Annotated in this window: 23 protein-coding genes and 3 tRNA genes; 14 read left to right on the top strand and 12 right to left on the bottom strand. The window is 72.9% G+C overall.

The genetic code is table 11. The features are described from left to right. Positions 1-44: 44 nt before the first annotated feature. Positions 45-296 carry a hypothetical protein gene (locus ABEB03_RS29210; RefSeq protein ID WP_345655759.1) on the bottom strand — a complete coding sequence of 84 codons (252 nt, stop codon included), beginning with the start codon at positions 294-296 and terminating at the stop codon, positions 45-47. Positions 297-434: 138 nt separating this feature from the next. Between ABEB03_RS29210 and ABEB03_RS29205 the strand changes: the two genes are divergently transcribed. Beyond that, positions 435-1,607 carry a saccharopine dehydrogenase family protein gene (locus ABEB03_RS29205; RefSeq protein WP_345655757.1) on the top strand — a complete coding sequence of 391 codons (1,173 nt, stop codon included), beginning with the start codon at positions 435-437 and terminating at the stop codon, positions 1,605-1,607. A 243-nt stretch (positions 1,608-1,850) separates the two neighbouring features. Here the strand turns inward: ABEB03_RS29205 and mmpA are convergent, their stop codons facing one another. The 3 genes from mmpA to ABEB03_RS29190 all read right to left on the bottom strand — a co-directional run bounded on the left by mmpA (position 1,851) and on the right by ABEB03_RS29190 (position 4,083). Beyond that, positions 1,851-1,997: a morphogenic membrane protein MmpA gene (gene mmpA / locus ABEB03_RS29200; protein ID WP_179332655.1), complete on the bottom strand. Its 147-nt coding sequence runs from the start codon at positions 1,995-1,997 to the stop codon at positions 1,851-1,853. A gap of 138 nt (positions 1,998-2,135) precedes the next feature. Further along, positions 2,136-2,837: an endonuclease V gene (locus ABEB03_RS29195; protein ID WP_345655755.1), complete on the bottom strand. Its 702-nt coding sequence runs from the start codon at positions 2,835-2,837 to the stop codon at positions 2,136-2,138. Positions 2,838-2,991: 154 nt separating this feature from the next. Beyond that, on the bottom strand, positions 2,992-4,083 hold the full coding sequence (locus ABEB03_RS29190) for a WD40/YVTN/BNR-like repeat-containing protein (RefSeq protein ID WP_345655753.1): 1,092 nt from the start codon (positions 4,081-4,083) through the stop codon (positions 2,992-2,994). Positions 4,084-4,364: 281 nt separating this feature from the next. Here ABEB03_RS29190 and ssgD point away from each other — a divergent pair, with 281 nt between their 5' ends. After that, positions 4,365-4,781, top strand: a complete 417-nt coding sequence (gene ssgD / locus ABEB03_RS29185) for a spore wall synthesis regulator SsgD (protein ID WP_028798927.1) — start codon at positions 4,365-4,367, stop codon at positions 4,779-4,781. Positions 4,782-4,829: 48 nt separating this feature from the next. Here ssgD and ABEB03_RS29180 read toward each other — a convergent pair whose 3' ends face one another. After that, a complete protein-coding gene (locus tag ABEB03_RS29180; RefSeq protein ID WP_345655750.1) occupies positions 4,830-5,684 on the bottom strand; it encodes an isocitrate lyase/PEP mutase family protein in 855 nt (284 codons plus the stop codon). A 96-nt stretch (positions 5,685-5,780) separates the two neighbouring features. After that, positions 5,781-6,440 carry a GOLPH3/VPS74 family protein gene (locus tag ABEB03_RS29175; protein WP_345655748.1) on the bottom strand — a complete coding sequence of 220 codons (660 nt, stop codon included), beginning with the start codon at positions 6,438-6,440 and terminating at the stop codon, positions 5,781-5,783. A gap of 315 nt (positions 6,441-6,755) precedes the next feature. Between ABEB03_RS29175 and ABEB03_RS29170 the strand changes: the two genes are divergently transcribed. The 4 genes from ABEB03_RS29170 to ABEB03_RS29155 all read left to right on the top strand — a co-directional run bounded on the left by ABEB03_RS29170 (position 6,756) and on the right by ABEB03_RS29155 (position 11,522). Next, entirely contained in the window at positions 6,756-8,423 is a 1,668-nt protein-coding gene (locus ABEB03_RS29170) for an ABC-F family ATP-binding cassette domain-containing protein (RefSeq protein ID WP_345655746.1), read from the top strand. 164 nt (positions 8,424-8,587) lie between these two features. Continuing rightward, entirely contained in the window at positions 8,588-9,364 is a 777-nt protein-coding gene (gene ddaH / locus ABEB03_RS29165) for a dimethylargininase (RefSeq protein WP_345655744.1), read from the top strand. 210 nt (positions 9,365-9,574) lie between these two features. Further along, a complete protein-coding gene (locus ABEB03_RS29160) occupies positions 9,575-10,552 on the top strand; it encodes an acyl-ACP desaturase (RefSeq protein WP_345655742.1) in 978 nt (325 codons plus the stop codon). Positions 10,553-10,658: 106 nt separating this feature from the next. Further along, positions 10,659-11,522, top strand: coding sequence for a hypothetical protein (locus ABEB03_RS29155; RefSeq protein ID WP_345655740.1), 864 nt, complete (start codon positions 10,659-10,661; stop codon positions 11,520-11,522). A 97-nt stretch (positions 11,523-11,619) separates the two neighbouring features. Here the strand turns inward: ABEB03_RS29155 and ABEB03_RS29150 are convergent. After that, positions 11,620-11,695: transfer RNA gene (locus tag ABEB03_RS29150), tRNA-Trp, on the bottom strand. 88 nt (positions 11,696-11,783) lie between these two features. On the opposite strand from ABEB03_RS29150, the gene ABEB03_RS29145 reads away from it, so the two are divergent. Both ABEB03_RS29145 and ABEB03_RS29140 read left to right on the top strand, forming a co-directional pair. After that, positions 11,784-13,181, top strand: coding sequence for a DUF2201 family putative metallopeptidase (locus tag ABEB03_RS29145; RefSeq protein ID WP_345655738.1), 1,398 nt, complete (start codon positions 11,784-11,786; stop codon positions 13,179-13,181). A 156-nt stretch (positions 13,182-13,337) separates the two neighbouring features. Then, positions 13,338-15,074: an AAA family ATPase gene (locus tag ABEB03_RS29140; RefSeq protein ID WP_345655877.1), complete on the top strand. Its 1,737-nt coding sequence runs from the start codon at positions 13,338-13,340 to the stop codon at positions 15,072-15,074. Between the two features lie 19 nt (positions 15,075-15,093). On the opposite strand, the gene ABEB03_RS29135 is transcribed toward ABEB03_RS29140, so the two are convergent. The 3 genes from ABEB03_RS29135 to ABEB03_RS29125 all read right to left on the bottom strand — a co-directional run bounded on the left by ABEB03_RS29135 (position 15,094) and on the right by ABEB03_RS29125 (position 16,690). Then, positions 15,094-16,425 (bottom strand): SDR family oxidoreductase, encoded by a 1,332-nt coding sequence (locus tag ABEB03_RS29135; protein ID WP_345655736.1) that lies wholly within the window; start codon positions 16,423-16,425, stop codon positions 15,094-15,096. Positions 16,426-16,459: 34 nt separating this feature from the next. Then, a tRNA-Gly gene (locus tag ABEB03_RS29130) sits at positions 16,460-16,531 on the bottom strand. Positions 16,532-16,618: 87 nt separating this feature from the next. Continuing rightward, positions 16,619-16,690: transfer RNA gene (locus ABEB03_RS29125), tRNA-Ala, on the bottom strand. A 490-nt stretch (positions 16,691-17,180) separates the two neighbouring features. Between ABEB03_RS29125 and ABEB03_RS29120 the strand changes: the two genes are divergently transcribed. The 4 genes from ABEB03_RS29120 to ABEB03_RS29105 all read left to right on the top strand — a co-directional run bounded on the left by ABEB03_RS29120 (position 17,181) and on the right by ABEB03_RS29105 (position 21,258). Further along, on the top strand, positions 17,181-17,738 hold the full coding sequence (locus ABEB03_RS29120) for a toxin-antitoxin system, toxin component (RefSeq protein ID WP_345655734.1): 558 nt from the start codon (positions 17,181-17,183) through the stop codon (positions 17,736-17,738). A gap of 3 nt (positions 17,739-17,741) precedes the next feature. Beyond that, complete coding sequence (locus ABEB03_RS29115; protein WP_345655732.1) at positions 17,742-18,944, top strand: MAB_1171c family putative transporter; 1,203 nt, start codon at positions 17,742-17,744, stop codon at positions 18,942-18,944. Beyond that, positions 18,941-19,360 (top strand): hypothetical protein, encoded by a 420-nt coding sequence (locus ABEB03_RS29110; RefSeq protein ID WP_345655730.1) that lies wholly within the window; start codon positions 18,941-18,943, stop codon positions 19,358-19,360. The genes ABEB03_RS29115 and ABEB03_RS29110 overlap by 4 nt, the downstream gene beginning before the upstream one ends. Before the next feature lie 500 nt (positions 19,361-19,860). After that, on the top strand, positions 19,861-21,258 hold the full coding sequence (locus tag ABEB03_RS29105; RefSeq protein WP_345655728.1) for an FAD-dependent oxidoreductase: 1,398 nt from the start codon (positions 19,861-19,863) through the stop codon (positions 21,256-21,258). 98 nt (positions 21,259-21,356) lie between these two features. Here the strand turns inward: ABEB03_RS29105 and ABEB03_RS29100 are convergent, their stop codons facing one another. Continuing rightward, positions 21,357-21,602: a WhiB family transcriptional regulator gene (locus tag ABEB03_RS29100; protein WP_345655726.1), complete on the bottom strand. Its 246-nt coding sequence runs from the start codon at positions 21,600-21,602 to the stop codon at positions 21,357-21,359. Positions 21,603-21,875: 273 nt separating this feature from the next. Here ABEB03_RS29100 and ABEB03_RS29095 point away from each other — a divergent pair, with 273 nt between their 5' ends. Next, entirely contained in the window at positions 21,876-22,664 is a 789-nt protein-coding gene (locus ABEB03_RS29095; RefSeq protein WP_345655875.1) for a VOC family protein, read from the top strand. Positions 22,665-22,803: 139 nt separating this feature from the next. Here the strand turns inward: ABEB03_RS29095 and ABEB03_RS29090 are convergent, their stop codons facing one another. Next, positions 22,804-23,643, bottom strand: coding sequence for a patatin-like phospholipase family protein (locus ABEB03_RS29090; protein WP_345655725.1), 840 nt, complete (start codon positions 23,641-23,643; stop codon positions 22,804-22,806). A 141-nt stretch (positions 23,644-23,784) separates the two neighbouring features. Here ABEB03_RS29090 and ABEB03_RS29085 point away from each other — a divergent pair, with 141 nt between their 5' ends. Continuing rightward, positions 23,785-24,450, top strand: a complete 666-nt coding sequence (locus tag ABEB03_RS29085) for a TetR/AcrR family transcriptional regulator (RefSeq protein WP_345655724.1) — start codon at positions 23,785-23,787, stop codon at positions 24,448-24,450. Positions 24,451-24,546 lie beyond the last annotated feature (96 nt).

Here is a 24,546-nt window from a genome sequence, read left to right as displayed (position 1 = left end):
TACGGACGGGTCCGCGAGTCGAGTGCCGTCACTGTGCGGCACCGTCAGCGCCGGCCCAGCTCCGCGACCGGCATCTCGGGCGCGACGACCCGGTGACTCTCCTCGGCCCGGTCGCACAGCAGCCCCGCCGCGCGGGCACAAGACCGCTCCAGGGGTATGCGCACCCACCCCGATCCGCCGGGGCCGTACGCCGCGGGCTCGGCGCCCGGGGAGGTGAGGGCATGCGCGTGCGGCAGTCCGAGGGCGAACTCGCGCACCTTCTCCCACTTTTTCAGGGCGCTTTTCGGAACGGCCACGGTCACCTCCGGCCTCTTCGCCCGACCTCGTCGTCCGGCTGCTCGTTCCTCACGCTAGCCTCAGCCACCGACAACGGCGCTTCGCGTACGGCAGCGGGGGCACCGCCCGCTCCGGTGCGGCCGAGAGTGGGGAATGTCATGAGCAGGCTGAACGGAACGGAGCGGACCTACGACGTCGTGCTCTACGGAGCGACCGGGTTCGTCGGGACGCTGACCGCGGAGTACCTGGCCGCCCACGCGCCGGAAGGGCTGCGCTGGGCGATCGCCGGACGCAGCGCCGAGAAGCTGGAGCGGCTCAGGGAACGGCTCGGCGGCGGCCCCGACGTGGTGCGGGCCGACGCGGACGATCCGCGGGCGCTCAGGGAACTCGCCGACCGCGCGCGCGTGGTCGCCACGACGGTGGGACCGTATCTCCACCACGGTCAGGAGCTGGTGGCGGCCTGCGCGGACACCGGGACCGACTACGTGGACCTGACCGGTGAACCCGAGTTCGTGGACCTGATGTACGTCCGGCACGACGCACGGGCGCGGGAGACCGGCGCGCGGCTCGTGCACGCCTGCGGCTTCGACTCGATCCCGCACGACCTCGGCGCCTACTTCACCGTGCGTCAGCTGCCCGAGGGCGTACCGCTGCGCGTCGACGGATTCGTGCGCTCCGAGGCGATGTTCTCGGGCGGCACCTTCGCCTCCGCCCTCAACCAGTTCGCCCGCGGGCGGCACATGGCCGCGGCGGCGCGCGACCGCCGGCGTCACGAGCCGAGGCTGATGGGCCGGCGGGCACAGGCGCCCCTCGGCGCCCCGCGGTTCGCCAAGGAGGTCGGAGCCTGGGCGCTGCCGCTTCCGACGATCGACGCGCAGGTGGTGCAGCGGTCCGCGCGCGCCCTGGAGCGCTACGGGCCCGACTTCCGCTACCGCCACTACGCGGCGGTCGAGCGGCTGCCGTTCGCCGTGGGCGGCGTCGCCGCCGTGGGTGCGGTCTTCGCGGCGGCCCAGGTACCGCCGGCCCGCCGCTGGCTGTCCGACCGGATCAGGCCGGGCGAGGGGCCGAGTGCCGAGCGCCGCGCGAGGAGCTGGTTCACGGTGCGGTTCGTGGGCGAGGGCGGCGGCCGTCGCGTCTTCACCGAGGTCTCCGGCGGCGATCCGGGCTACGACGAGACCGCGAAGATGCTCGCCGAGTCCGCGCTGTCCCTCGCCTTCGACGAACTGCCGAAGACGTCCGGGCAGGTCACGACGGCGGTGGCGATGGGCGACGCGCTGACGGAACGGCTCCGCCGCGCCGGGATCACCTTCCGCGTGGCGGCCACCCGCTGACCGACGGTCCGGTCCTGGACCGATCCGTCACCGTCCGGGACCGGACCGATCCGTCACCGTCCGGGACCGGATCGGTCCGGCCGTCCTCCGGACCCGGATCAGCCTGCCCCGTCCGGACCCGGATCAGCCTGCCCCGTCCGGACCCGGATCGATCCGAACGGTCGCCGGGCCGGGACCGGTCGGGCCGACGGCCGGACGGTTCGTTCCGCGCGTTCGGACGTCGCCCGACCGGCCGAAAAGCGGTCAGAAGGTCCATCCGGTGACCGTGTAGATCATCCCGCAGATCCAGGCGAGCCCGGCGACCGCGGCGAGGACCAGTGCGGCCGTCACCGCCCGCTCGACGGGCTGGGCGGGAGCGGCGGTGGGCTTCGGTGCACGATGCGTCGTCATGCGCCCGAGCCTGCCGGGCACCGCGGTGCCGAGACATCCGTACAGGTACTCAGACGGACCCCGGGCGGGTACCGGGTACGGCGGGTAGGTCCGGGAAGGCCGCCGTGCCGGCGCGGCCGGCCGGAAGGCCGCGCCCCGTCAGGGAGTTGCCTCCTTCAGGGCCCGTCGGCAGAGGGAGTCCGCAAGCCGCGTGGACTCCGGCAGGCGGTACCTGGGCGTGAGCGCGAGCGTGTGCGCACACGCGTTGTCGAGGCCGACCCGATGGCCCACGGACACGAACACCGGCTTGACGCCGTCACGCGTGCGCAGGGCGCGGCCGACCTCCTCCTCGCCCGTGGGTCCGTGCGCGAGCAGCGGGGACGAACTGCCGCGGAGGGCGCCGGGTTCGTCGTAGGAGAAGGTGAACGGGTTCTTGGCGACGCCGATCGTGGGCAGCCCGGTGAGGACGCCGAGGTGGCCGGCCAGGCCGAAGCGGCGCGGGTGCGCGCGGCCGTATCCGTCGCAGACGACGAGGCCGGGCGCGCAGGGCAGGGCGTCGAGCGCGGCGAGCACCGTCGGGATCTCGCGGAAGGCCAGCAGCCCGGGCACGTACGGGAAGGAGACCTGCCCGACGGCGGTGGCCTCGGCGACGACGTCGAGGCTCGCCGCGTCGAGCACGACGGCCGCCGCGACCACGAGGTCGCGCTCGTCGTCGTAGGCGACGTCGACGCCCGTCACCCTGCCGGTGCCCGGCGGTGGTCCCGCCTCGTCGAGCACCACCCGCCCCCGCAACTCGTCCTGCACCGCACGGGCCTGCTCCTCGGTGGCGGGCCAGCCCGCGGGAATCCTCACGCTCGTCATGGTGGTCACGAGCCTAGGCGGCCGCCGGGCGGCCCGGGCGCTCAGGGGTGCGCCCGGCGGCCGGACCCTTCGTCGGTCGTGCCGGCCGGGCACCGGAGCCGCTCCCGTCGGTGACCGGACCGGCTCCGGTGCGCGGCCGGCCTCGTGGCACGGCTCAGCGCTCCAGCCGGGCCACCCGTCCCTTCTCGCCGGAGGCCCAGCAGCCCAGGTCGGGGGTGCAGTCCACGGTGTCGTACGAGCCCGTGTCCAGGGTGCGCCAGGTGCGGCCGCCGTCGGTGGTCAGGTCGGTGCCGGTGGGGCCGACCGCGAGCGCGACAGAGCGGCTGTGCGGGAGCCAGGTGACGCCCGAGCGGTAGGCGGGCGGAGGGTGCGCGGCGGGCGTCCAGGTCCGGCCGCCGTCCGGGGTGGTGGCCGCCGCCTGCGGTGAGGCCTGGTCGGCGCGGTAGTCGCCGCCGACGGCGAGGCCGTGGGTGCGGTCGCGGAACGCGACGGCGAACACCCCACGCGCCGGGTCCCCGGCCGGGATCGGCGTGTCGGCCGCGGTCCAGGTCAGTCCGCGGTCCCGGGAGTGCAGCACGCGGGCGCGTGCGCCTCCGCCGGTGGCCAGCCACACGTCCCGCGGCCCCGAGGCGACGAGGCACTGCCCGCTCGCCGCGAAACCGGCCTCGCCGTCCTGGGCGGCGGGCATGCCGTCGGCGGGCAGCACCTTCCAGGAACGGCCGCCGTCACTCGTCGACAGAATGCGGAAGCGGCCGTCCACCGGATCACTCATCGCCAGGCCGTGGCGCCGGTCGAGGAAGGTGATGCAGTCGTAGAAGGCCTTCGCGTCGGTGTTGCGGAAGGACTCCGTCCAGGTCGCGCCGCCGTCGTCGGTGTGCAGCACCCGGGATGCCTCGCCCTCGCCGATGGCGAGCACCACCGCACGGCGCGCGTCGAACGCCTCGATGTCCCGGAACTCCAGGTCCGCCGCGCCGGGCGGCGACACGTTCCGCCAGTGGGTGCCGCCGTCGGTGGTGCGCAGCACGGTGCCCTTGGAACCGGCCACCCAGGCGGTGTCCCGGCTGACGGCCGAGAGCCCGCGCAGTCGCACGTCCGTGCCGCTGTCCTTGAGTTCCCAGTGCGGCGTCTTCGCGTCGCCCCGCGCCTGAGCGGGCACCGCCCCCGCGAGCGCGGCGGCGAGTGCCGCCGCGCACAGTCCCACGGTGACCGTCCGACTCGTACGCCTCGACTTCCCCAAGCCCCTCATGGCGGGCGAAGCTAGCCCACTCCCCCGGTGCCGTCCAGATGGCCTTCCGCGGGAACCTCGGAGCCCTTACCGAGTGTCCTCCCGGTTGTCCGGTGAGCGCGTGCCGGAGCCCGGGGGGCCGGGGCGACGGGGGGATCACGGGGTGGGCCGCCACAGCACATGGATTCGGTGACAGAGGTCACTCGGGTCCCAGGTGCACGCAGTGGCTCATTTCTTCGTCTCTTTCAATGACCGGCCTCATTCGCCCGCAGTCCGTCCAGTCGTCACAAGGGAGCAAGGCGTTGTCCACCCTCATCGAGCAGCCCGTAGAGGCCCGCCTCGTCGCCGCCGCGCCGCGGATGCCGAGCATTCCCGCCACGCTCCACTACGACCGGAGCGATCCCTTCGCCGTGCGCATGTCCTTCCCCGCCCCCGCCACGCTGGAGGGCGTGGACGTGTGCTGGATGTTCGCGCGCGAGCTGCTCGTCTCCGGGCTGGAGGAGTCGGTGGGCCACGGCGACGTGCGGGTGCGGCCGTACGGCTACGACCGCACCGTCCTGGAGTTCCACGCCCCCGAGGGCACCGCCGTGGTGCACGTGCGCTCCGGTGAGGTGCGGCGCTTCCTCCAGAGCACCATGGAGCTGGTGCCGCTCGGTCTCGAACACCTCCAGGTGGACCTGGACCACGATCTGGCGGAGCTGATGCGGGGCACCTGCTGAGGCCGGCACACCGCACCGGCGTGCCGCCCGCCGGGCGGTACCCCGCCCTCAGCGGTCCCCGCTCATCAGGGCGTTGAGCTCCGCGTAGTCGAAACCGCCGGTCAGCGAGTCGTAGGTCCCCGCGTCCAGCAGCTCCCGCGCGGCCCGGAGGACCACGGCATGTGCCGCCTGCGCGATGCTCGAACCCGCGCTGACCCGCGCCACGCCGAGCGCGGCCAGCTCGGAGACCGTGGGTGCCCCGGGCCCCACCAGGATGTTCAGCGGGCCGTCGACGCCGTCGACGAGCGCCTTGACGGTCACCGGGTCGGTGGCTCCCGGTACGAAGACACCGTCGGCCCCGGCGGCCAGGTAGGCCGCGGCCCGCTCCAGGGTCTCGTCGACGCCTCCCGCGCCCCTCAGGTACGTGTCGATGCGGGCGTTCACGTACAGCGGCACGTCCGCCGCGTCGGCGGCCGCGCGGGCCGCCGCGATGCGTTCCGCCTGGTCGCCGACCGGACGCAGCGGGGCGCCGCCCTCGTACAGCGCGTCCTCGATGTTCACGCCCACGGCACCCGCCGCGAGCACGGCGCGGACCGTGTCCCCGACGCCCTGCGCGTCCCGTGCGTATCCGCTCTCGATGTCCGCGCTGACCGGGACCCGGACCGCGGCGGAGACCCGCGCGACGGCGCCGAGCGCGGCGTCCCTGTCCAGCCGGTCCCCGTCCGGCCTGCCCAGCCCCCAGGCGAGCCCCGCGCTGGTCGTCGCGACCGCCGGTGCGCCCGCCTCCTCGACGATCCGGGCACTCGCCGCGTCCCAGGCGTTCGGCAGGACGAGCGGACGGCCGGGCACGTGCAGGGCGCGGAAGGCCGCGGCGGTCTCGCGCAGGGAACCGAGCTGCGCACCGGTGAGGTTCGTGTTCGTCATGACGGCAACTCAAACACGGGGCGCGGCAGGGGAGCTGGCAGGAATTCGACATGTACGTGAGGGCTGGAGGCCGGGCGCCGGGAGCGTGCGGCGGCCTCAGCGTCCCGGCGCCGGCGACGCGACGGCCAGCGCGTCACGGACCTCCCGGACGGCCTTCATCAGAGCCGGCGCCTCGGCGCCGGCGCGGCCGGCCAGTTCGTCGACGCGGCCCGGGGGGACCTGCCTGCGGTCCGGCGGTCCCGGCGTGCGCAGTCCGGCCGCGGCGGCGAGGACGACGAGCGCCGCGTCGCGGCCGGGGACCTCGGCCGCGGGCTGCGGGCCCACCAGCACCTGCCGGGCCCGGGCGTGCAGCGCCTCCACGGCGGAAACCCGCGCCAGGCCGTAGTCCACCGAGGAGAAGAGGCCGAGGACCCGTCTTCGCTCCGCCCGCAGATATCCCTCGGCCGCGAGCTGAGCGCGTACGGCGTCCAGGGTGAGGCGTGCCCGCGACGACACCCACTCGGGCCATGTCCGCGGGCGGGACTCCGCGACGAGTTCGAGGAGCTCGTCGAGGACCGTGTCCCCGGAGCGGGAGTCGGCGTCGGCGGGGGTGACGATGCCGCCGTCGTCGACGAGCAGTCCCCGCCCCGCGAGGTCGGCGAGGGCGCCGGCGCGCACCAGGCGGTCGAGGCCGGGCGTGTCGCCGAGGCCGGGTTCCCCGGGGTCCTGGGCGAGCAGGTAGAGCCGGGCGGGCAGCGAGAGGGGGCCGTTTCGCACGGGATCTCCCTGGGGTCGTCGGGGCGACGTTAATCCTTTGACGGCGTCCGCGGCCGCCCCTACGGTGTACAGCGGTTCTGTTGCCGTCGATTGGAGAAGGACGTTGCTCGTCTGAGGTCTGAGACACCGCGTCACACACAGCCGCTTCCTGCCGGCATCCGTGTGCGCAGCGTGCGACCTCGGCGTACGAGCCGTCCCCCGGTACGGGACCTTCCCTGATCTCTCCTGAGCGGGGCTCCCTCCGAACCGGATCGTCGTCACCTCGCGGTGTCCCCACGCGTACCCACGACCGCATCCAGCAACCGCGAGGCCCTCATGTCTACCTTCCCCGCTTCCATCACCTGTACCTCCCTCTCCTTCGCCTGGCCCGACGGCACCACCGTCTTCGACGGGCTCCAGGTCGCCTTCGGCCCGGGCAGGACGGGACTCGTCGGTGTCAACGGGTCAGGGAAGTCGACCCTGTTGAAGCTGATCGCCCAGCAGCTCTCCCCCACGGACGGCACCGTCCGGATCGCGGGCGAGGTGGGCCATCTGCCGCAGAACGTCACCCTCGACACCGGCCTGCGGGTGGACGAGGCGCTCGGCATCGCCGAGATCCGCGCCGCGCTGCACGCCATCGAGGCGGGCGACGTGGCCGAGAAGCACTTCGACACCGTGGGCGACGACTGGGACGTCGAGGAGCGCGCTCGCGCGACCCTCGGTGAACTCGGTCTCGGCCACATCGGGTTGGACCGCACGATCGGCGAGGTCTCGGGCGGCGAGTCGGTGCTGCTGCGACTGGCCGCGCTGCTGCTGCGCCGCCCCGACGTCCTGCTGCTCGACGAGCCCACCAACAATCTCGACCTGTACGCGCGACGGCGGCTCTACGCGGCCGTCGAGGCCTGGTCGGGAGTGATGGTGGTGGTCAGCCACGACCGCGAACTCCTGGAACTGGTCGACCAGATCGCCGATCTGCGGTCCGGGGAGGTCACCTGGTACGGCGGGAACTTCTCCGCCTACGAGGCGGCGCTCGCCGGCGAACAGGAGGCGGCGGAGCGCATGGTGCGCGTCGCCGAGGCCGATGTGAAGAAGCAGAAGCGTGAACTCGTCGACGCACAGGTCAAGTTGGCCCGCCGCAAGCGGTACGGCCAGAAGATGTTCGAGCAGAAGCGCGAGCCGAAGATCGTGATGGGTGCGCGCAGGCGGGCGGCGCAGGAGTCCGCGGGCAAGCACCGCATCATGCACGAGGAGCGGCTCACGGAGGCGAAGGAGCGTCTCGACGAGGCGGTGGAGGCCGTGCGGGACGACGACGAGATCCGCGTCGACCTGCCGCACACGGCCGTGCCGCCGGGCCGCGACGTACTGACCCTCCAGGACCTGGAGATGCGCTACGGCGCGCGGGTCATCGGCGGGCTCGACCTGCGCGGGCCGGAGCGGATCGCGCTGATCGGACGCAACGGCTCGGGCAAGACGACGCTGCTGCGCACGATCGCCGGGGAGCTGGACGCGGTGTCCGGGGAGGCGCGCGCCCATGTGCCGCTGCGGTTCCTGCCCCAGCGCCTGGACGTGCTCGACGACGAGCGGACGGTCGCCGAGAACGTGGCCCGCTACGCACCGGCCGCGACCAACAACCGGATCCGGGCGCGGCTGGCCCGGTTCCTGTTCCGGGGGGCGAAGGCCGACCAGCTCGCGTCGACGCTCTCCGGCGGCGAGCGTTTCCGGGCCGCGCTCGCGGCCCTGATGCTGGCCGAGCCGGCCCCGCAGCTGCTGATGCTCGACGAACCGACGAACAACCTCGACATGGCGAGCGTCCGGCAGCTCACGACGGCCCTGGAGTCCTACGAGGGCGCCCTGATCGTGGCGAGCCACGACACGCCGTTCCTGGAGTCGATCGGGATCACCCGATGGCTGCTGCTGGAGGAAGGCGAACTGAGTGAGATCGCGCCCGATTCCGTCGGGTACTCCGTCGGAGCGGAACCGGACGAGCGGAGGCAGTCCGACTGAGGGCGTCTGCGGGGGTCGGGCCGGCGGCGGAGCCCACCGGCCCGGGCGAGGAGGCCGACCGGGCCGGCATGGGGGCGGACCGGCCCGATGTCAAGGGGTTTCGTGCCGCCGGACCGGCGCTGCATGATGTGCGCCGACACCCCCTGCCGATTCGGAGACCCCACGTGCCGAGCCAGAAAGCTCTGATCCGCCGACCCAGCCCTCGCCTGGCCGAGGGCCTGGTGACGCACGTCGAGCGCACGGAGGTGGATGTCGATCTCGCGGTCGAGCAGTGGGAGGCGTACGCGGAGGCCCTGCGCACGCACGGCTGGGAGACCGTGGAGGTGGACCCGGCCGACGACTGCCCGGACTCCGTGTTCGTCGAGGACACCGTGGTCGTCTGCCGCAACGTCGCCCTGATCTCCCGTCCGGGTGCCGAGTCCCGGCGCGGCGAGACCGCGGGGGTCGAGGAGGCCGTGGCCCGCCTGGGCTGCTCGGTGAACTGGGTCTGGGAACCGGGCACCCTCGACGGCGGTGACGTCCTCAAAGTCGGCGACACGGTGTACGTGGGCCGCGGCGGGCGCACCAACGCGGCCGGACTCCAGCAGCTGCGGGCCGCCTTCGAACCGCTCGGCGCGCGCGTGGTCGCGGTTCCCGTGAGCAAGGCGCTGCACCTGAAGTCGGCGGTCACCGCACTGCCGGACGGGACGGTGATCGGGTACGAGCCTCTGGTGGACACACCGTCACTTTTCCCCCGCTTCATGCCGGTGCCGGAGGAGTCCGGCGCGCACGTCGTGCTCCTGGGCGGCGGCAAACTGCTCATGGCGGCGAGCGCCCCGAAGACGGCGGAGCTGTTCGCCGACCTCGGCCACGAACCGGTCCTCGTCGACATCAGCGAGTTCGAGAAGCTCGAAGGCTGTGTGACATGCCTCTCGGTGCGGCTTCGGGGGCTGTACGCCTGACGGGTGAACAGGACACCCTGCCGCCGCCGGGACCTGGGCATCCGGAACGGTTCGGGCATACGCCGTGGAGCCCGCTCCCCTCGGGGGCACCCCCGCTGATCAGCGGTCTTTACGAGGAACTTAACCTACGGCTTCGTAACCTACGGAGTCGTAGCCTACGATGCCGTAGGTTCCGTCCCCGCTCGTTGTACACGTCCCCCTGGAGCACCCGTGACGATCACCTCTCCCCACCTCGCAAGCCCGTCGGCCGCCTGGACCGACGCCCGCCTGCTGTACGCGCTGGAGGAAGTGGTCGAAACCGAGCTCAACCGTCACCTCAAGGTGGCCAAGGACTGGATGCCGCACGAGTACGTGCCCTTCAGCGACGCCCGTAACTTCCCCGGCATCTTCGAGGACGGCGAGGCCTGGGACAAGGAGCAGTCCAAGGTCACCGAGATCGGCAGGATCGCCCTCGTCGTCAACCTCCTCACCGAGGACAACCTGCCGAGCTACCACCACGAGATCGCCACGCTCTTCGGCCGCGACGGCGCCTGGGGCACCTGGGTGCACCGCTGGACGGCCGAGGAGGGCCGGCACGGCATCGTGATGCGGGACTACCTGCTCGCCTCGCGCGCCGTCGACCCCGACAAGCTCGAGGCGTTCCGCATGGCGCACATGAGCGAGGGCTTCGAGTCGGACAACCGCCACTCGATGCTGCACTCCGTCGCGTACGTCGCCTTCCAGGAGCTGGCGACCCGCATCTCGCACCGCAACACCGGTCACCAGTCGGGCGACCCCGTCTGCGACCGCATGCTCGCGCGCATCGCGACCGACGAGAACCTGCACATGGTCTTCTACCGCAACCTGCTGAAGGCCGCGTTCCAGCTGGCCCCCGACCTGACCATGCAGGCCGTGCGCGACGTCGTCGTCAACTTCCGGATGCCCGGTCACGGCATGCCCGGCTTCGAGCGCGCCGCCGCCCAGATGGCCATCGGCGAGGTCTACAACCTGCGCATCCACCACGACGACGTGCTCCAGCCCGTGCTGCGCCACCTGAAGGTCCTGGAGATCGACGACCTCGGCCCCGAGGGCCTGCGGGCCCAGGAGGAGCTCGGCTTGTTCATGGGCGGTCTGGACGCGGAGGCCGCCAAGTTCGACGAGAAGCTCGCCGCCCGCAAGGCCCGCTTGGCGGCCCGGGCAGCGGGCTGACGCCTGCCGCGCCCGCGGACTCCCGGCTCACGGTCGTGCCCCGGCACGGCCGTGAGCCGTACTTTTTCCGGTGCGGACGCGCGCGTCCCTCGGGCATCATGCGGCCATGCATGACGACAGCGCGCCGGACGGGCCGGTCGGGTTCCTGCTGGGGCTGATCGAGGACGAGGACGCCGCGCGGGTGCGGCGACGGATCGGCCGCCCGCAGCCGGTCACCCCGCAGGCCACGCCGGGTTGGGGGTCCCCCGGCGCGCTGCGCGCCCACTGCTCCTGGTGGACACAGACGCCCGTCCCCTCCTCCATGCTGCTGTGGGTCCTCCAGGAGGACGACCCGGAGCTCAACGCCGTCGTGTGGCGGCATGTCTCGGCGGACGACGCGATGCGCCGGGCGATCGTGCACGGGATACCGCACGGCCCCGGTCGCACCCACGCCGTACGCGTGGCCGAGCCGTTGAGCCGGAACGACGAACCTCCGGTGCCCGGATCCTTCAGCCTGTTCGGTCTCGTCGGCGCGCTGCGCGCGGCCACCACGATGAAGCCGGCCAGGCAGGCCGCCTCCATGGTCCTCGGCACCCCCGGCTGGCAGGCGGTCGCCGGGGCGGACGCGGAGCGCCCGCTGCCGGGTTACACACGCTGGGCCCTCTCCGTACGTCCCGACTGCCCGCCGGAGCTGCGTGCCCGGTTCGGTTCGCACGCCAAGTTCACCCACCGGCTCAGGCAGGCCGGTGTCATCGACGGACCGGCGCGCTACGCGACCGAGTGGCGCCCGGCGGACCGGGTCCTGCGGGTGCTCGCCCTGGGCCGGACACTGTTCCCGACGCGCCTTTGTGAGGCCGAGGACGCCCTCCGGCCGCTCGTGCGGGCCCATTTGGGCGGCCGTGAGGACGCCTGGGCGGTCCTGGCACAGCTGGTGGGGAACTACCACGGGACCGTTCCCGAGCTGGTCGTCATGGCCGGCGCCATCGCCTGAACCGGCCCCGGCCGGGCGGGTCGTGGCGGGCATGACGCGCGGGCGGACCGGCGGGGCGAGCGGGTGGGCCGCGGGTGCCCGACGGCCATAAAAGGGGGGCGGGGCGGCCGGATTCGAACCGGCGTGTTCCGGTTCTGGAGACCAGTGCGCCTGCCTCTGCGCTACGGCCCCGCCCTTGGCACCGAGCCTAATGCCTTGGCCCTGTGTCCGTGGGACCTGGTACCAAGGGGGTACGGGGGAAGATCGGACACGGGGGCGGGCATGGCGTACGGAGAGCGCGGGCGGCGGCCGGTCGTCGACCTGGCCGACCGCAGGGCACTGGAGCGGTTCCGGCCGGCCGACGCCGAGACCGTCGCGGAGGCACGGCGGCTCAAGGAGGCCGCCCTGCTCGACTTCGGACTGACGCAGTCGGCGGTCGCCTCGTGGCTGTACGCGAAATGCCACCACCAGCTGGCGACGACGGCGGTGGACACCGCGGCCGTGGTGGCCTCCGGGGACGGCTCGTGCCTGCTGCTGTACAACCCTGACTTCTTCGTCGGGCTCGGCCTGGACGGCGTGAAGTTCGTCCTCTTCCACGAGGCCCGCCATCTGATGCAGCGCCATCTCTTCGCCGATCCCGAACTGCGGGTCGACCCCGTGTTCGAGGTGGCCACCGAGGTGTCGGTCAACCATGTGGCACTGGTGCGGCTCGGCAGCCCCGGTCTGCCCCTCCTGGACGGCCGGCCGGTCGGCGTCGACCCGCGCGCGGTGCACGAGTCGTACCGTGCGGACCTGCTCGCGCAGGAGCTGGAGCCCGTCTCGTACGAGGACTTCACCCGGACCGACATGACGGTGTACGGCGAACTGAAGCGCATGCGGCAACCGCCCGTCCTGGCACCGTCGTTGTGCATCCACCTGGAGTGCGCGGTGCCCGCCGACCAGGAGACCGTCGACGAAGTGGCCTCGTCGTCGCTGCTCAACGCGCTGCTCGCGGCGCGCCGCGGTCATGCGGGCGCCGAGCAGGAACTGCTGGACCTGATGGGCCGCACCGAGGACGGCTCGGCGCGGGCCGCGAAGATCTGGGGGCAGCTCGGCGCCGGTGTGCTGCGCGGCGAGACCGTCGCGACGCGGAAGATCGACTGGTGGCAGCGCTGGCTGGTCGACGTGCTCGGCTCCAGACTCCGCGACGGCGAGCGGCTGGTGTACCCGAAGAAGCGCGGTGCGCTGCTCGCCGCGCTCGGTCAGGACCCGATGCTGTCGCGGCGCGGCCCGGTCCGCGACAAGGTCCTCGTCATCGCCTACGACACGTCGGGTTCCATGCCCGACCGCGTGGTCGAGTGGCTCACCGACCTCGTCGGCAGGATCGACGGGGTCGAGGCGCAGTGGCTGTCCTTCGACGCGGTGGTCATGCCCTTCGAGCCGGGCGGCCGCGTGCTCGGCGGAGGCGGCACCAGCTTCCAGGCCGTCGTGGACTACGTGGAGGGCCGCACCGAGGTGGGCGGCCGGCGCTTCGAGGACCGCCCGGACGCCGTGGTGATGCTCACCGACGGGTACGCACCGCCGGTCACGCCCGCCGAGCCCGACAAGTGGATCTGGCTGATCACCGAGGGCGGCAGCGAGTGGCCGGAGGGCCACACCCCCGCGATGGCCTGCCATCGCGTCACGACCGGATCGTGGTAACCCACCAGCACAGGACCAGGACTGATGACGACCACCACCCATCCCGACCCCGGCTCCGCCGACCGCGCCGTGCCCGCGCGCTCGACCGTGCCGGCTCCCGCGGACTCCGGCGTGCCCGCGCCCTCGCCCTCGCGCCTGGAGGCGTTCATCGACGCGATGATCGACATGGGGCAGACGGGCCAGATCTTCGGCGAGCACGGCATCGGGAAGACGGCGACGTTCTTCTCGCACATCGCGCGCGCCCACCCGGACGCGACGCTGGTCTACGTGCCCGCGGCGAACCTCACCCCGGACGACCTCCTCGTCAACGCGCCGGTGCGGGACCCGCACACCGGCGAACTGGTGCTGCGGCAGCTGGTGATGAGCCAGCTCAAGCCCGGCACACCCTTCGTGCTGCTCGTCGACGACTCGCTCCAGGCCGGTGAGACGATCCAGTCGCAGCTGATGCAGATCGCCTGCAACTGGACGCTCGGCGAGCACGACCTGCGCGCCCTGGGCTGCGTCGGCGTCTTCCTCACGGACAACGAATCGCTGGCGGAGACCTCGGCGCGGCGCAGCGACCTCGCGCTGCTGGACCGCATGGTCACCATGCGGATCACCGCCAACGACACGTCGTGGCGGCGCCATCTCGCGGCCAAGTACCGGGCGTGGGACCTGGCTCCGGTCTTCTCCCTGTGGGCGTCCCTGTCCCCCGCGCTGCGTGAATCGCTGTCGCCGCGCACCCTGGACCATGTCCTGGCCTGTGCCGCGGAGGGGTTCCCGCTCCGCTGGGCCCTGCCGCTGGTGGGCGGCGAGCGGCTGCGCCTCGTCGAGCCGCGCGCCGACGGCACCCCGGGCCAGAACCGCACGGCGGAGATCCTGAACCGGATCGCCGAGTACGTCGGTGTGTCCAACCCGGCCACGCTGCCCGATCCCGTGCGTCAGGTGGTGCGGGCCGCACTGCGCAACCGCTGGACCGTGCTGCTCCAAGGTCCGCCGGGCTGCGGCAAGACGGAGCTCGTCCGGGAGACGGTGCGCGAGGGGCTCGGCCGGGAGCCGCTGTACTTCTCCCTGCCCGTCACCAATGTCGAGGACCTGTGCGCCCCGGTGCCGTCCGCGGACGGCACCCTGGACAACCTCCTCGCCGCGAACTTCACCGGTCCCGAGCCGAAGGCCATCGTCTGGGACGAGTACAACCGTCCCAAGGACAAGGCCGCGTTCGCCAAGCTGATGGAGATCACCCAGGAGTGGTCGCTCGCGGGGCGCCGGATCGAGAATCTGCGGGCCCAGATCGCGGTGCAGAATCCGCCGTACCACCTGGGCCGCAAACTCCTGGTCTCCCGCAACAACATCGCGCAGGCGAGCCGGTTCACGGTCTCGCTGACGGTGGAGCCCGAGGACATCCCGGCCAACGAGTGGCTGCTCGCCCGCTACGGCACCGACGCCGAGACCGTCCTGGAGTGGTGGAAGCACGACATCGACGACGACGGCCGCGCCTGGATCACCAAGCGGACCCTGGAGCGGCTCGTCAAACTGCACCGGCACGGACTTCCGTTGGAGATGGCGACGGTCTACCTCGGCGACGGCGAGTACGCGCCCGTGCCGCTGACGGCGCTCGTGGACCGGCTGCGCGGCCGTCCGGTGACCGGTCTGCGGGAGCTCGCGCGTGAGGCGGACGCCTGGGAGGCCCGGCTGCGCCGCGCGGCGGACCGCTCGGACGAGGGGGCCGACGACAGCGACGTCGTCCACCAGATCCTCGCCAACGCCGAGCTGTCGCAGTTGAAGAAGCACCGCGCGGTGGTGGCCCGACTGGTGCCGCTCCTGCCGCCGAAGCTGCGCGCCACCTATCTGGTCGGGGCGACGGCGGACCAACAGCGGTTCTGGACGGAGATATTCGTGTCGATGAGCCGCTGAGCACCGGTCCGGCCGGTGCTCACCACTCCGCCTCCCGGTAGTCCTTCAGGAACACCCCGGACACGGGCGCGCCGGCCTCACCGCGCACGATCGGGTCGTACACCCGGGCCGCGCCGTCCACGATGTCCAGCGGTGTACGGAACCCGGCCCCCGCCATGCGTTCCTTCTTGGGGGCGGGGTTCTCGTCGGTGATCCAGCCGGTGTCGACGGCGCACATGTGCACGCCCTGCTCGGCCAGTTCGGCGGCGCTGGTGCGGGTGAGCATGTTCAGGGCCGCCTTCGCCATGTTCGTGTGCGGATGGCCCGCCATCTTGTTGCGGACGGCGAAGCGGCCCTCGACGGCGGTCACGTTGACGACGTAGCGGCGGGGGTGCGGCGAGGCGAGCAGCAGGGGCAGCAGCCGGTCGCAGAGCAGTGCCGGGGCGAGCGCGTTGACCAGTTGCGTCTCCAGGACCTCGGCCGGGTCGAGTTCGCCCAGCCGCGCGGACCAGGAGTTGTCGGGCGAGGGATCGGGAAGGAGTCCGGCCTCGTCGGCCTCGCGCAGGATCACCGGCAGGGCCGACGGACCGCCCTCCAGGGCCGTCATCGATGTGAAGCCCGGTGCCGCACGGACGCCCTCGGGCAGCCCGAGGTGCTCTCCGGCCGCCAGCAGCGCGTAGGACTCGGGGGGACGGCGTACCGTCTGCGCGGCGTTGTTCACGAGGATGTCGAGCGGCTCGCCCTCCTGGCCGAGCTGTTCGCACAGGCCGAGGACCTGTCGTGGGTCACGCAGGTCGACGGCCAGCACGGTGAGGCGGTCGAACCATGCGTCGCTGCCCGGTTCGGCCCGGAAGCGGCGCACCGTGTCATACGGAAAACGACTGGTGACCAGGAGTTCGGCTCCGTCGCGCAGCATCATCAGGGCCAACTGGAAGCCGATCTTCACCCTGCCTCCGGTGAGCAGGGCACGGCGGCCGCTCAGGTCGGTGCCGAGCGCGCGCCGGGCGGTGTTGTCGAGGGCGCAGTCCGGGCAGAGCCGGTGGTAGAAGGAGTCGACCTGTCGATAGGGCGTCTTGCAGACGTAGCAGGCACGGGGCCGGACGAAGACACCGGCCGAGCCGTCGGAGGTGAGCGGCGCGTCCTCCCTGCGGTCGAGCGCGCCCGTCGCGGTGGCGGCCATCGCGGCGGCGTCGGCGGCGGACAGTTCGGCGCCGCGCGCCTTCCGCCGCCGGGTCCGGCCGTCACGTGCGAAGGAGGCGGCGACCTGTTCGGCCCGCAGCCGCACCGGATCGTCGACGGGCAGCGCGCGCAGCCGCCCGACCGTGCGGTGGAACGCCGCCAGTTCCTCGTCGGTGATCCCGCCGCCGTCCATGTGTTCCCGCCCCGCGTGTCCTACGTGTTCCGTGTGGTCCCGGCCGGATTCGAACCGGCGTATCCGCCTTGGCAAGGCGGCGAGTCTGCCTCTGCTCTACAGGACCCCGTGTGCGCTCGTCCCCTTCGGGGGACTGCCCCGTCCCCGGTCGTGTCCGCAGGCCCGGCGCGGCGGCCCATGGCGGAGGACGTCGCCCGGACGACCGGATTCGAACCGGCGTATCCGTCTTGCCAAGGCGGCGAGTCTGCCTCTGCTCGACGTCCGGGCGCGCCCTCCGGATCCTAACCACAGGGGTGCCCGGACGACGCACCGGTGAGCGGACTTGCCCGCCCGGCGGGCCCCGGCGTCGTGCCGTGCCCTCCGAACGCGTCCGAGGATGCGGCCGCACAGTCACCGGGCCCCCTTCCCGCCGCTGTCCCGTGAACCGGGGCGGCACGACGGGATTCAGCCAGCGGGCCACTCGCCCCCTCGTCGCATGAGTCAGCTTTTGTCAGTTTTGATCAGCATCACGGTGCCCCCCAGGATGTTCCCTTCGGGCCAATTCCCCTGCAGAGTGAGGTCGGATTTGGCATAGCCTGCTGGCTGACCGCCCTCAGGCCCGCCGGCCGTGGGCGTCGGCCATAAGCTGACGCGCCGGGTGGCAGGGGTGGGTCCGTCATCGGTGTGCACAGTTCTGCGGACGTCGGCAGGCACAGCGCGAGGAACTCCGGCACGTCGCCGAGGAGTTCCCGCACGTGAGGTTCTTGGGGAGAACAGTGCGCAAAGCGAAGGTCATGCGTCGCCTCATCGACGAGCTCGTCGACGACCTCGGTCTGCCGGTGCCGGCGGAGCCGGACGATCTGTTCGTCGCCCTGGTCGATCTGGTGAGCAGGCGCACGGGCCGGGAACTCGTGCTCCTCCAGGAGGAGTTCCCGTACCGCACGGCCAGCGGCCTGTGGCTCGACCTGCCCGACCGGGACGTCATCGTGGTCGACAGACGGGCCACCCCGCTGCACAAGCTGGCCATCTTCTTCCACGAGGTCTGGCACATGCTGGACGGCGCGTGCGGCCATCACGCCCCGGGCGGGACCGTGGCCACCGGGCTCCTCTCGGCGCGCGCCGACCTGCCCCGGCCCGACGAGACGGTGCGCAGGGTGGCGGCGCGCACCGAGTTCGACCACCGCGAGGAAGCCGCCGCGGAGAAGTTCGGGCTGCTGGCGGTGACCCGGTTCCGCGTCTGGCTGGAGGGGGAGCCCGACGGCACGCCTCCCGACCGCGGCGAGATCGCCGGGCGTATCAACGCATCACTGGGCAACCGGCGCCGGAAGGTCTGAGCCGTGGACTCCTCGGACTACTACATACCGGCCGCCGCTCTGTGGCTGTGCCTGGCCGTCAAGCTCCCCGCGCTGCTGAAGGCCTGGCGCGACCCGCTCGTGCGGACCGTCTGCCTGGTCATCGCCCTGGGAGGCGCCGGTTTCGTCTTCGCGGCTCCCCCGACCATCGCCGCCGTGAACCGCATCAGCGGTGTACCGAACGCCTCCAGCCTGCTGGTGTACGTCATCATCAGCGCGTTCAGCGCCTCCTGCCTGCTACTCATCGTCCACTGGCGCGGTGGTCCGCCCGAGTACGTCCAACGCGTCTCCCGGCGCTGGCGGATCGGCTACATGCTGGTCATCACCGCTCTGGTCGCCCTGTTCCTGCTCGGCGACGCCCCGGTGGAGCGCCGTACCGACTTCGACACGTACTACGCGTCGGCGCCGTTCATCGGCGAGATGATCCTGTTGTATCTGCTGGCGCACATGACCGCCGCCCTCGTCACCACCGTGCTGTGCTGGCGCTGGGCCCTCCAGGTCCACGGGTGGCTGCGCGCGGGCCTGTGGACCCTGTGCCTCGGCTGGCTGCTGAACCTCTCGTTCAGCTCCCTCAAGCTCGCGGCGGTGGCCGCCCACTGGAGCGGCCAGGACTGGGACATGCTCAGCACCACCCTCTCCCCGCTCTTCTCGGCCCTGGCCGCACCCTGCGCCACCATCGGGTTCCTCCTGCCGCTGATCGGGCCCAGGACGGCCGCGGTCGGACGTGCTCTCGCCGCGTACCGCCGGCTCGGGCCGCTGTGGAGCGAACTCAGCAGCGCCTCACCCCGCTCCTCGCTCGCCGCGCCCATCCCCTGGTACGCCTCTCCGCATGTGCACCTGACACGGCGTGAGGCAGGCATCCAGGACGGGCTGAGCCTCGTACGGCCCCACCTCGACGACGCGGTCCGCGCGTGCGCGCGGTCGACCGCCGAGGCCGCCGGGAGCAGCCGGGCGGAAGCCGATCTCGTGGGCCTCGCCGCCATGGTCTCCGCGGCGGCCCAGGCCACCCGCCTCGACCGCGCGGAGACCCCGCTCGTCCCCGGCGACTCCGCCGTCGCGGCGGTGCGTGCGTCGCTGGTGGGCGTCTCACGCACGCTGCGCACCTCACCCGTCGTCGCGGCGGTGCGTTCCGACGCCGCGAAGTCGTCGCCCCTCTCCGTCAAGGACGGCGAGAAGTCCCCCACATGACCACACGAGTCGGCACGACCCCGTCCGACGCCGGTATCGCGTCCGACCCGCCTCGCTCCGGTGTCCCGTCCGAACCCGGTGACTTGCCGGTGCCGGGCGTCCCCCCGGCGCCCAATGTCCTGGGCCCGGACCGCCCGGCCTTCACGCCGGGCGCCTCCGAGCAGGCCCCCACACCGGTGGACCGGATGATCAACCGGCTCTCCGGGCGCCTGGCCAGGACGGCCGCGGCCTCCTCGTACGTCGCGAACGCGCTCACGCAGGTGACGACCATGGAGGCCGGCGCGACGCGGCTGCTGTGGCCCGACATGCTGATCGCCCTCGCCTGCGGACCGCTTCGACGGCCCCTGGCGGGTCCGCCTCTTACGGCGGCGGAGAGCCGGCTCCTCGAACCGGTCGGACCCGCCCGCGCCGACTGACCGCGCGGGGCGGGCGGGGCGGGCGGGGGCCCGGCGCGTCCGGCGGGCGCCGGTCCGCGCGACCGACTCGACGCAACCCAGGGGGACTTGACCGGTTCCATAACGAATGCCCCGGTGGCGGCTCACGGGAAAGCCACAAGTGCGCGTGGTGTGGGGTCATCCCGATGTGCACACGGCCCCTCCGGCCTGATCATGAGCCGTGTACGGACCGAAGGGACTGGTGACGATGGCCCGAGCAGGAGGCGGCACATCCGACGCCCTCCCGTGCCCGGGCCCGGCCGTGCGCGAGGCGGCTCGGCACGGCGGCGGCACCCCCTCCCCCGCCCGCGACGCCCTGGCTCTCGTGCCGCCGGCGCGATGTCCGCCCGCTTCCGCCCGCGACGGCCGTCACCGTGACGGACATCATCCGCACCATTCCGAACTCCTGCGTCCCTGCTGGCGTTTACTGCCTTCCAGGGGCCTTCACGGCCGAACGGCCGACAGAGAGGGTGCTTCCGCCAATGCCTGAGAGAACGTCCGGTCCACGGCCGTCCGCGCTCGTGATCGGGGGAGGGACGACCGGCATGCTCGCCGCCGCCGTGCTCCGCGACCTCGCGCACGTCACGGTCGTCGAGACCGACGTCCTGCCCGAACAGCCCGCTCCGCGCAAGGGACTTCCGCAGGCCCGGCACGCCCATGTGCTGTGGTCCGGCGGCGTGCGGGCCCTGGAGGACCTCCTGCCCGGCGTCACCGAGGAGTTGATCGCCCGCGGCGCCCGCCGCGTACCGATCATGTCCGGCATGGTCAGCAAGGCGCCCTCCGGCCAGTGGTTCCGGCGGTTCAGCAACTCCCACCACGTCAACATCGTGTGCAGCCGGGACCTGCTCGACGCCACGATCCGCGCCGCGGTGCTCCGGCGGCCCGGGCTCACGGTGCGCGAACGGACCGAACTGGTCGGCCTCGAAGGCAGCGCCGACCGCGTGACCGGGGCGCGCGTACGGGGTCCCGAACACGAGGAGATCCTCACGGCGGACCTGGTCGTCGACGCGAGCGGCAGGGGCAGCCGCGCGCCGGTCTGGCTCACGGAGCTCGGTCTCCCGCCCGTACGGGAGAAGGTCGTCGACGCCGGAGTCGGCTACGCGAGCCGGATCTACCGGGCTCCGGCCGGCGCCGGCGACGACTTCCCCATCGTCAACGTCCAGGCGGACCCCACGCGGCCGCCGGGCCGCGGCGGCATCATCCTGCCCATCGAGGACGGCCAGTGGCTCGTCACCCTGGCGGGCACCAGGGGAGGCCAACCCAGCCGTGACGCCGGGGAGTTCGTCGCCTTCGCCCAGTTGCTGGCGCATCCCGTCATCGGCGATCTCCTCGCGAAGGCCGAGCCCCTCTCCGATGTGGTCACCACACGGAGCACGGCCAACAAGCGGCGCTACTTCGAGAAGATGCCCCTGTGGCCGGCCGGGTTCGCCGTGCTCGGGGACGCCGTCGCCGGGTACAACCCGGTCTACGGGCACGGTCTGACGGCCGCGGCGCAGAGCGTCGTCGCGCTCCGGCAGGTGCTGGCGGACCACGACCTGGCCTCGGCGGGGACGGCGCGACGGATTCAGCGCAGTGCCGCACGCCCCGTGGGTCAGGCCTGGGATCTGGCCGTGGGCCAGGACGCCTTCTACCCGGGCGCCACCGACGAACCGCCCAGCAGGGCCGAGCGTTTGGCCGCCGCGTTCATCGACCGCGCCGTGGATGCCGGCGCACGCAACCCGCACGCCCTGCGGGCGCTCCTCGACGTGATGAGCATGGAGCGGCCTCCGGCCCGTCTCCTCGCCCCCGACATGCTCTTCCGTGTCCTCCTCGGCAGAAAGCAGCCGCTGCTGGACGCTCCCCCGCTGACGGACGCCGAACGGCAGGCGGCCGGTCTCTGATCACGCCCGGGCGGGGCGGCGCCGTGCAGGAGGAGGCGCAACGACGGTCGTGGCGGCGCACCGGGCGGCGCGTCCGCACGACGGTGGACGGGCGCGGCTCACTCCCGGGCGCGTCGCAGCCCGAGGCGCTCCTTCTCGGAGAGGCCTCCCCAGACGCCGAAGCGTTCGTCGTTGCTGAGCGCGTAGTCGAGGCAGGCGGGGCGCATCTCGCACATCGCGCAGATGCGCTTCGCCTCGCGCACCGAGCTGCCCGGTTCGGGAAAGAAGAAGTCGGCCCCGGTCTGCGCGCACAGGGCCTGCTCCTGCCAGTCCAGGTCGGCCGCGGTGATCGTTTCCAAGTGCATGGGCATGATCGTGCCGCGGGACGAAAAACGTTCGATCAACGCGGGATCAACGACTCGTTCCAAAGCGCCCGGCGGCCTCCGATGATGGCCTCGCACGGCGCCAAGAGCACGGCGGCGCGCGGGGCCGGCGGTGAGCCGCACGAACTTGGAGGGGCCTTCCACGGCGGTGGAGCGAGCCGCCCAGAGCCCGGCGTGCGCGTCCCGGCGGCGATTGTCGGTGGGCGGTGCCAGACTCGGCAGAGCAGGCAACGGGACCCCTCAAAGGAGGGCATGATGCTCACCACCCGTTTCGTCACCGGCGCCCCGAACTGGCTGGATGTCGGCACGTCCGACATCGACGGCGCCACCTCCTTCTACGAGGGCCTCTTCGGCTGGCAGTTCCAGTCGGCGGGGCCCGATGCCGGCGGTTACGGCTTCTTCCAGCTCGACGGGAAGACCGTGGCCGGCGGCATGCAGACCACCGCGGAACAGGGCCCGCCCTCCTGGACCGTCTACTTCCAGAGCCCTGACGCGGAGGGCACGGCCAAGACGGCCGAGCAGTCCAAGGGCGCCGTGCTCGTGCAGCCCATGGACGTGATGGGCGAGGGCCACATGGCGATCCTCGCCGACAAGGCGGGCGTGCCGTTCGGCCTCTGGCAGCCGGCCCGGACCAAGGGGCTCGACCTGGCCGGTGAGCCGGGCTCGTTGTGCTGGGTCGAGCTCTACACTCCGGACATCGCGGCCGCCGCCGCGTTCTACAACTCGGTCTTCGGATGGGAGACCTCGGCGATGCCGTACCCGGGCGGCGTCTACACCTGCATCAACCCCGCGGGCACCGAGGAGGCGATGTTCGGTGGCATGGTGCCGCTGGCCGACGATCCCACCGAGGCGGAGTCCGGCGCGTACTGGCTGCCGTACTTCGAGGTCGAGGACACGGACGCCGTGGTGAGCAGAGCCCAGCAGCTCGGTGGCACGGTACGCATGCCCGCGACGGACATGGAGGGCGTGGGCCGCATGGCCAAGCTGGCCGACCCGTACGGGGCACGCTTCGCGGTGATCAAGAGCGCTCCGCAGCAGACGTGACGGCCGCGTCGGGAATCCCGGCGGGCCCCGGCGGCTCCGGCGCGCCGCGGGAGGTCCCGTCGGGCCCGACGCGTCGAAGGCTCCCCGGGCCTGACAGGTCGGTCCCGGTGGGGCCGCCGCCCGCACCGACCCACCGCCGTCAGCCGAACCACACCCCGGCGACGGATTCGGCGAGTGCGACGGCCTGGGCATGGCCGGCGCGGGCGGCGGCCGGACGGCGGGAGTCGTCCAGCATGTTGCGGCCCATCGCGCGGCGCGCGGCACGGTCCGGCACCAGGAGGCTCACGCGCACGCCGTGCCCCGCCAGTTGGGCCGCCTGGAGCGCGGCACTCGGGTGCGGGCCCACCGCCCGCGGGATCGGGGCGACCGCGACGACGCGCCGATGGTCGCGGGCGAGGTGGAGATTGGCCGTCGAACGGCTTCCGCCGTCCATCCAGCGACGGCCCCCCGCGGTGACCGGCGGCCAGACGACGGGCACCGCGCAGCTCGCCGCGACCGCTTCGAGGAGCGTCGGTCCCGAGGAGGCGTCGAACACCTCCAGACTCCCGGTCCGCGCGTCGACCGCCGTGATCCTCAACTCCCGCTCGGGCCATTGCCGTACGCCGCCCAGCAGGGTGCCCACCGTGTCGTGGACCACCGACTCGGGTCCGGTGCGCGCCGTCAGCGCGGCTCTGCCGAGGCGCTGGACCGACCGACGCGGATCGCGCGAACCCAGCGCCGCCCACAGGAAGCGCGCCGTCTGTGCCCAGGTCACACCGACGTCGACGGGGTCGGCTCCGGCGAGCTGCCCCCCGTACAGCTCGCCGGTGCCGACGCCCGAGGTGAGCCGGGCCGCGTGGACGGCGCCCGCGGAGGTGCCGATGACGGTGTCGGCGCCCGACACGTCGACTCCGGCGTCGGCGAGCCCGGCGAGCACACCGGCCATCCATGCTCCGCCGACCGCCCCGCCGCCGCCCAGCACCAGTGCCGTGTCCGCCATCAACGCTCCTCGTCCACCCCGAGTGGGGAGTGCTCCTCGAGCGGCGAACACGTCCCCAAGCGGGGAGTACTCCCCACTTCACCGCTCGACGATAACATCAGTACCGGGGAGTGCTCCCCGGTACTACCGAAAGGTGAGGTCATGACCGTCGACGGGAAGGGCCCCGGTGCGACGCGGCGCAGCGACGCCCGGCGCAATCGGGAGCGGCTCGTCGAGGCGGCGCGCGAACTCTTCGCCGAGCAGGGCCTCGACGCGCCGCTCGACGTGATCGCCCGCCGGGCCGGCGTCGGCAACGCGACGCTCTACCGGCACTTCCCGAGTCGCGCGGCGCTCGTCGACGAGGTGTTCGAGGACGCCCTCACCGCCACCATGGCGGCGGGCGAACGGGCCCGCACCGCGGCCGACGCCTGGACGGGGCTGGTGGACTACATGGAATCCGTCTTCGCGGGGCTGGCCGCCGACCGCGGTGCCATCGACCTGATGACCACCGGCCTGGAGGGCGTCACCACGCTGGAGGCCGTCCACGCCCACAACCGGGAGACGGTGGACGCACTGCTGCGACGAGGCCGTGAACAGGGCACGGTGCGCGGCGATCTCGGCGCCGAGGATCTCCTCTTCGCGCTGGCCGCGCTCGGCCGCGCCGTCCCCGCGCTGGCGGCGACGGCACCGGACGCGTGGCGCCGCCCCCTCGCACTGCTCCTCGACGGACTGCGCGCCTCGCCCGCCTCCGCGCCGCTGCCCGAGCCCCCGCTCACGGCGGACCAACTCGACGACGTGCTGCGGAAGCTGGGCCCGCACCGGCATTGACGCGCACGGTGGCGGGGTCCGTCACCAGGACCCGCGGTGACCTCGGTGCCCGCACGCCACACCACGTCCGCCGGGGCACGGGAAGCGGTCGCCGCC

The sequence above is a fragment of the Streptomyces siamensis genome (assembly GCF_039543605.1).
In the GTDB taxonomy this organism is placed as follows: Bacteria; Actinomycetota; Actinomycetes; order Streptomycetales; family Streptomycetaceae; genus Streptomyces; species Streptomyces siamensis.
Note: the sequence above shows the minus strand (reverse complement) of the source record. Positions and strands in the feature narration are given on the sequence as shown.

What these genes read in the sequence shown, in the direction of transcription:
- ABEB03_RS29155 (WP_345655740.1), top strand. Translation starts at nt 10,659, where the DNA reads ATGCATGACGACAGCGCGCCGGACGGGCCGGTCGGGTTCCTGCTGGGG.
- ABEB03_RS29195 (WP_345655755.1), bottom strand. Translation starts at nt 2,837, where the DNA reads ATGACGAGCGTGAGGATTCCCGCGGGCTGGCCCGCCACCGAGGAGCAG.
- ABEB03_RS29090 (WP_345655725.1), bottom strand. Translation starts at nt 23,643, where the DNA reads ATGGCGGACACGGCACTGGTGCTGGGCGGCGGCGGGGCGGTCGGCGGA.
- ABEB03_RS29205 (WP_345655757.1), top strand. Translation starts at nt 435, where the DNA reads ATGAGCAGGCTGAACGGAACGGAGCGGACCTACGACGTCGTGCTCTAC.
- ABEB03_RS29170 (WP_345655746.1), top strand. Translation starts at nt 6,756, where the DNA reads ATGTCTACCTTCCCCGCTTCCATCACCTGTACCTCCCTCTCCTTCGCC.
- ABEB03_RS29085 (WP_345655724.1), top strand. Translation starts at nt 23,785, where the DNA reads ATGACCGTCGACGGGAAGGGCCCCGGTGCGACGCGGCGCAGCGACGCC.
- ABEB03_RS29105 (WP_345655728.1), top strand. Translation starts at nt 19,861, where the DNA reads ATGCCTGAGAGAACGTCCGGTCCACGGCCGTCCGCGCTCGTGATCGGG.
- ABEB03_RS29110 (WP_345655730.1), top strand. Translation starts at nt 18,941, where the DNA reads ATGACCACACGAGTCGGCACGACCCCGTCCGACGCCGGTATCGCGTCC.
- mmpA (WP_179332655.1), bottom strand. Translation starts at nt 1,997, where the DNA reads ATGACGACGCATCGTGCACCGAAGCCCACCGCCGCTCCCGCCCAGCCC.
- ABEB03_RS29095 (WP_345655875.1), top strand. Translation starts at nt 21,876, where the DNA reads ATGCTCACCACCCGTTTCGTCACCGGCGCCCCGAACTGGCTGGATGTC.
- ABEB03_RS29190 (WP_345655753.1), bottom strand. Translation starts at nt 4,083, where the DNA reads ATGAGGGGCTTGGGGAAGTCGAGGCGTACGAGTCGGACGGTCACCGTG.
- ABEB03_RS29100 (WP_345655726.1), bottom strand. Translation starts at nt 21,602, where the DNA reads ATGCACTTGGAAACGATCACCGCGGCCGACCTGGACTGGCAGGAGCAG.
- ABEB03_RS29140 (WP_345655877.1), top strand. Translation starts at nt 13,338, where the DNA reads ATGATCGACATGGGGCAGACGGGCCAGATCTTCGGCGAGCACGGCATC.
- ABEB03_RS29135 (WP_345655736.1), bottom strand. Translation starts at nt 16,425, where the DNA reads ATGGACGGCGGCGGGATCACCGACGAGGAACTGGCGGCGTTCCACCGC.
- ABEB03_RS29145 (WP_345655738.1), top strand. Translation starts at nt 11,784, where the DNA reads ATGGCGTACGGAGAGCGCGGGCGGCGGCCGGTCGTCGACCTGGCCGAC.
- ABEB03_RS29180 (WP_345655750.1), bottom strand. Translation starts at nt 5,684, where the DNA reads ATGACGAACACGAACCTCACCGGTGCGCAGCTCGGTTCCCTGCGCGAG.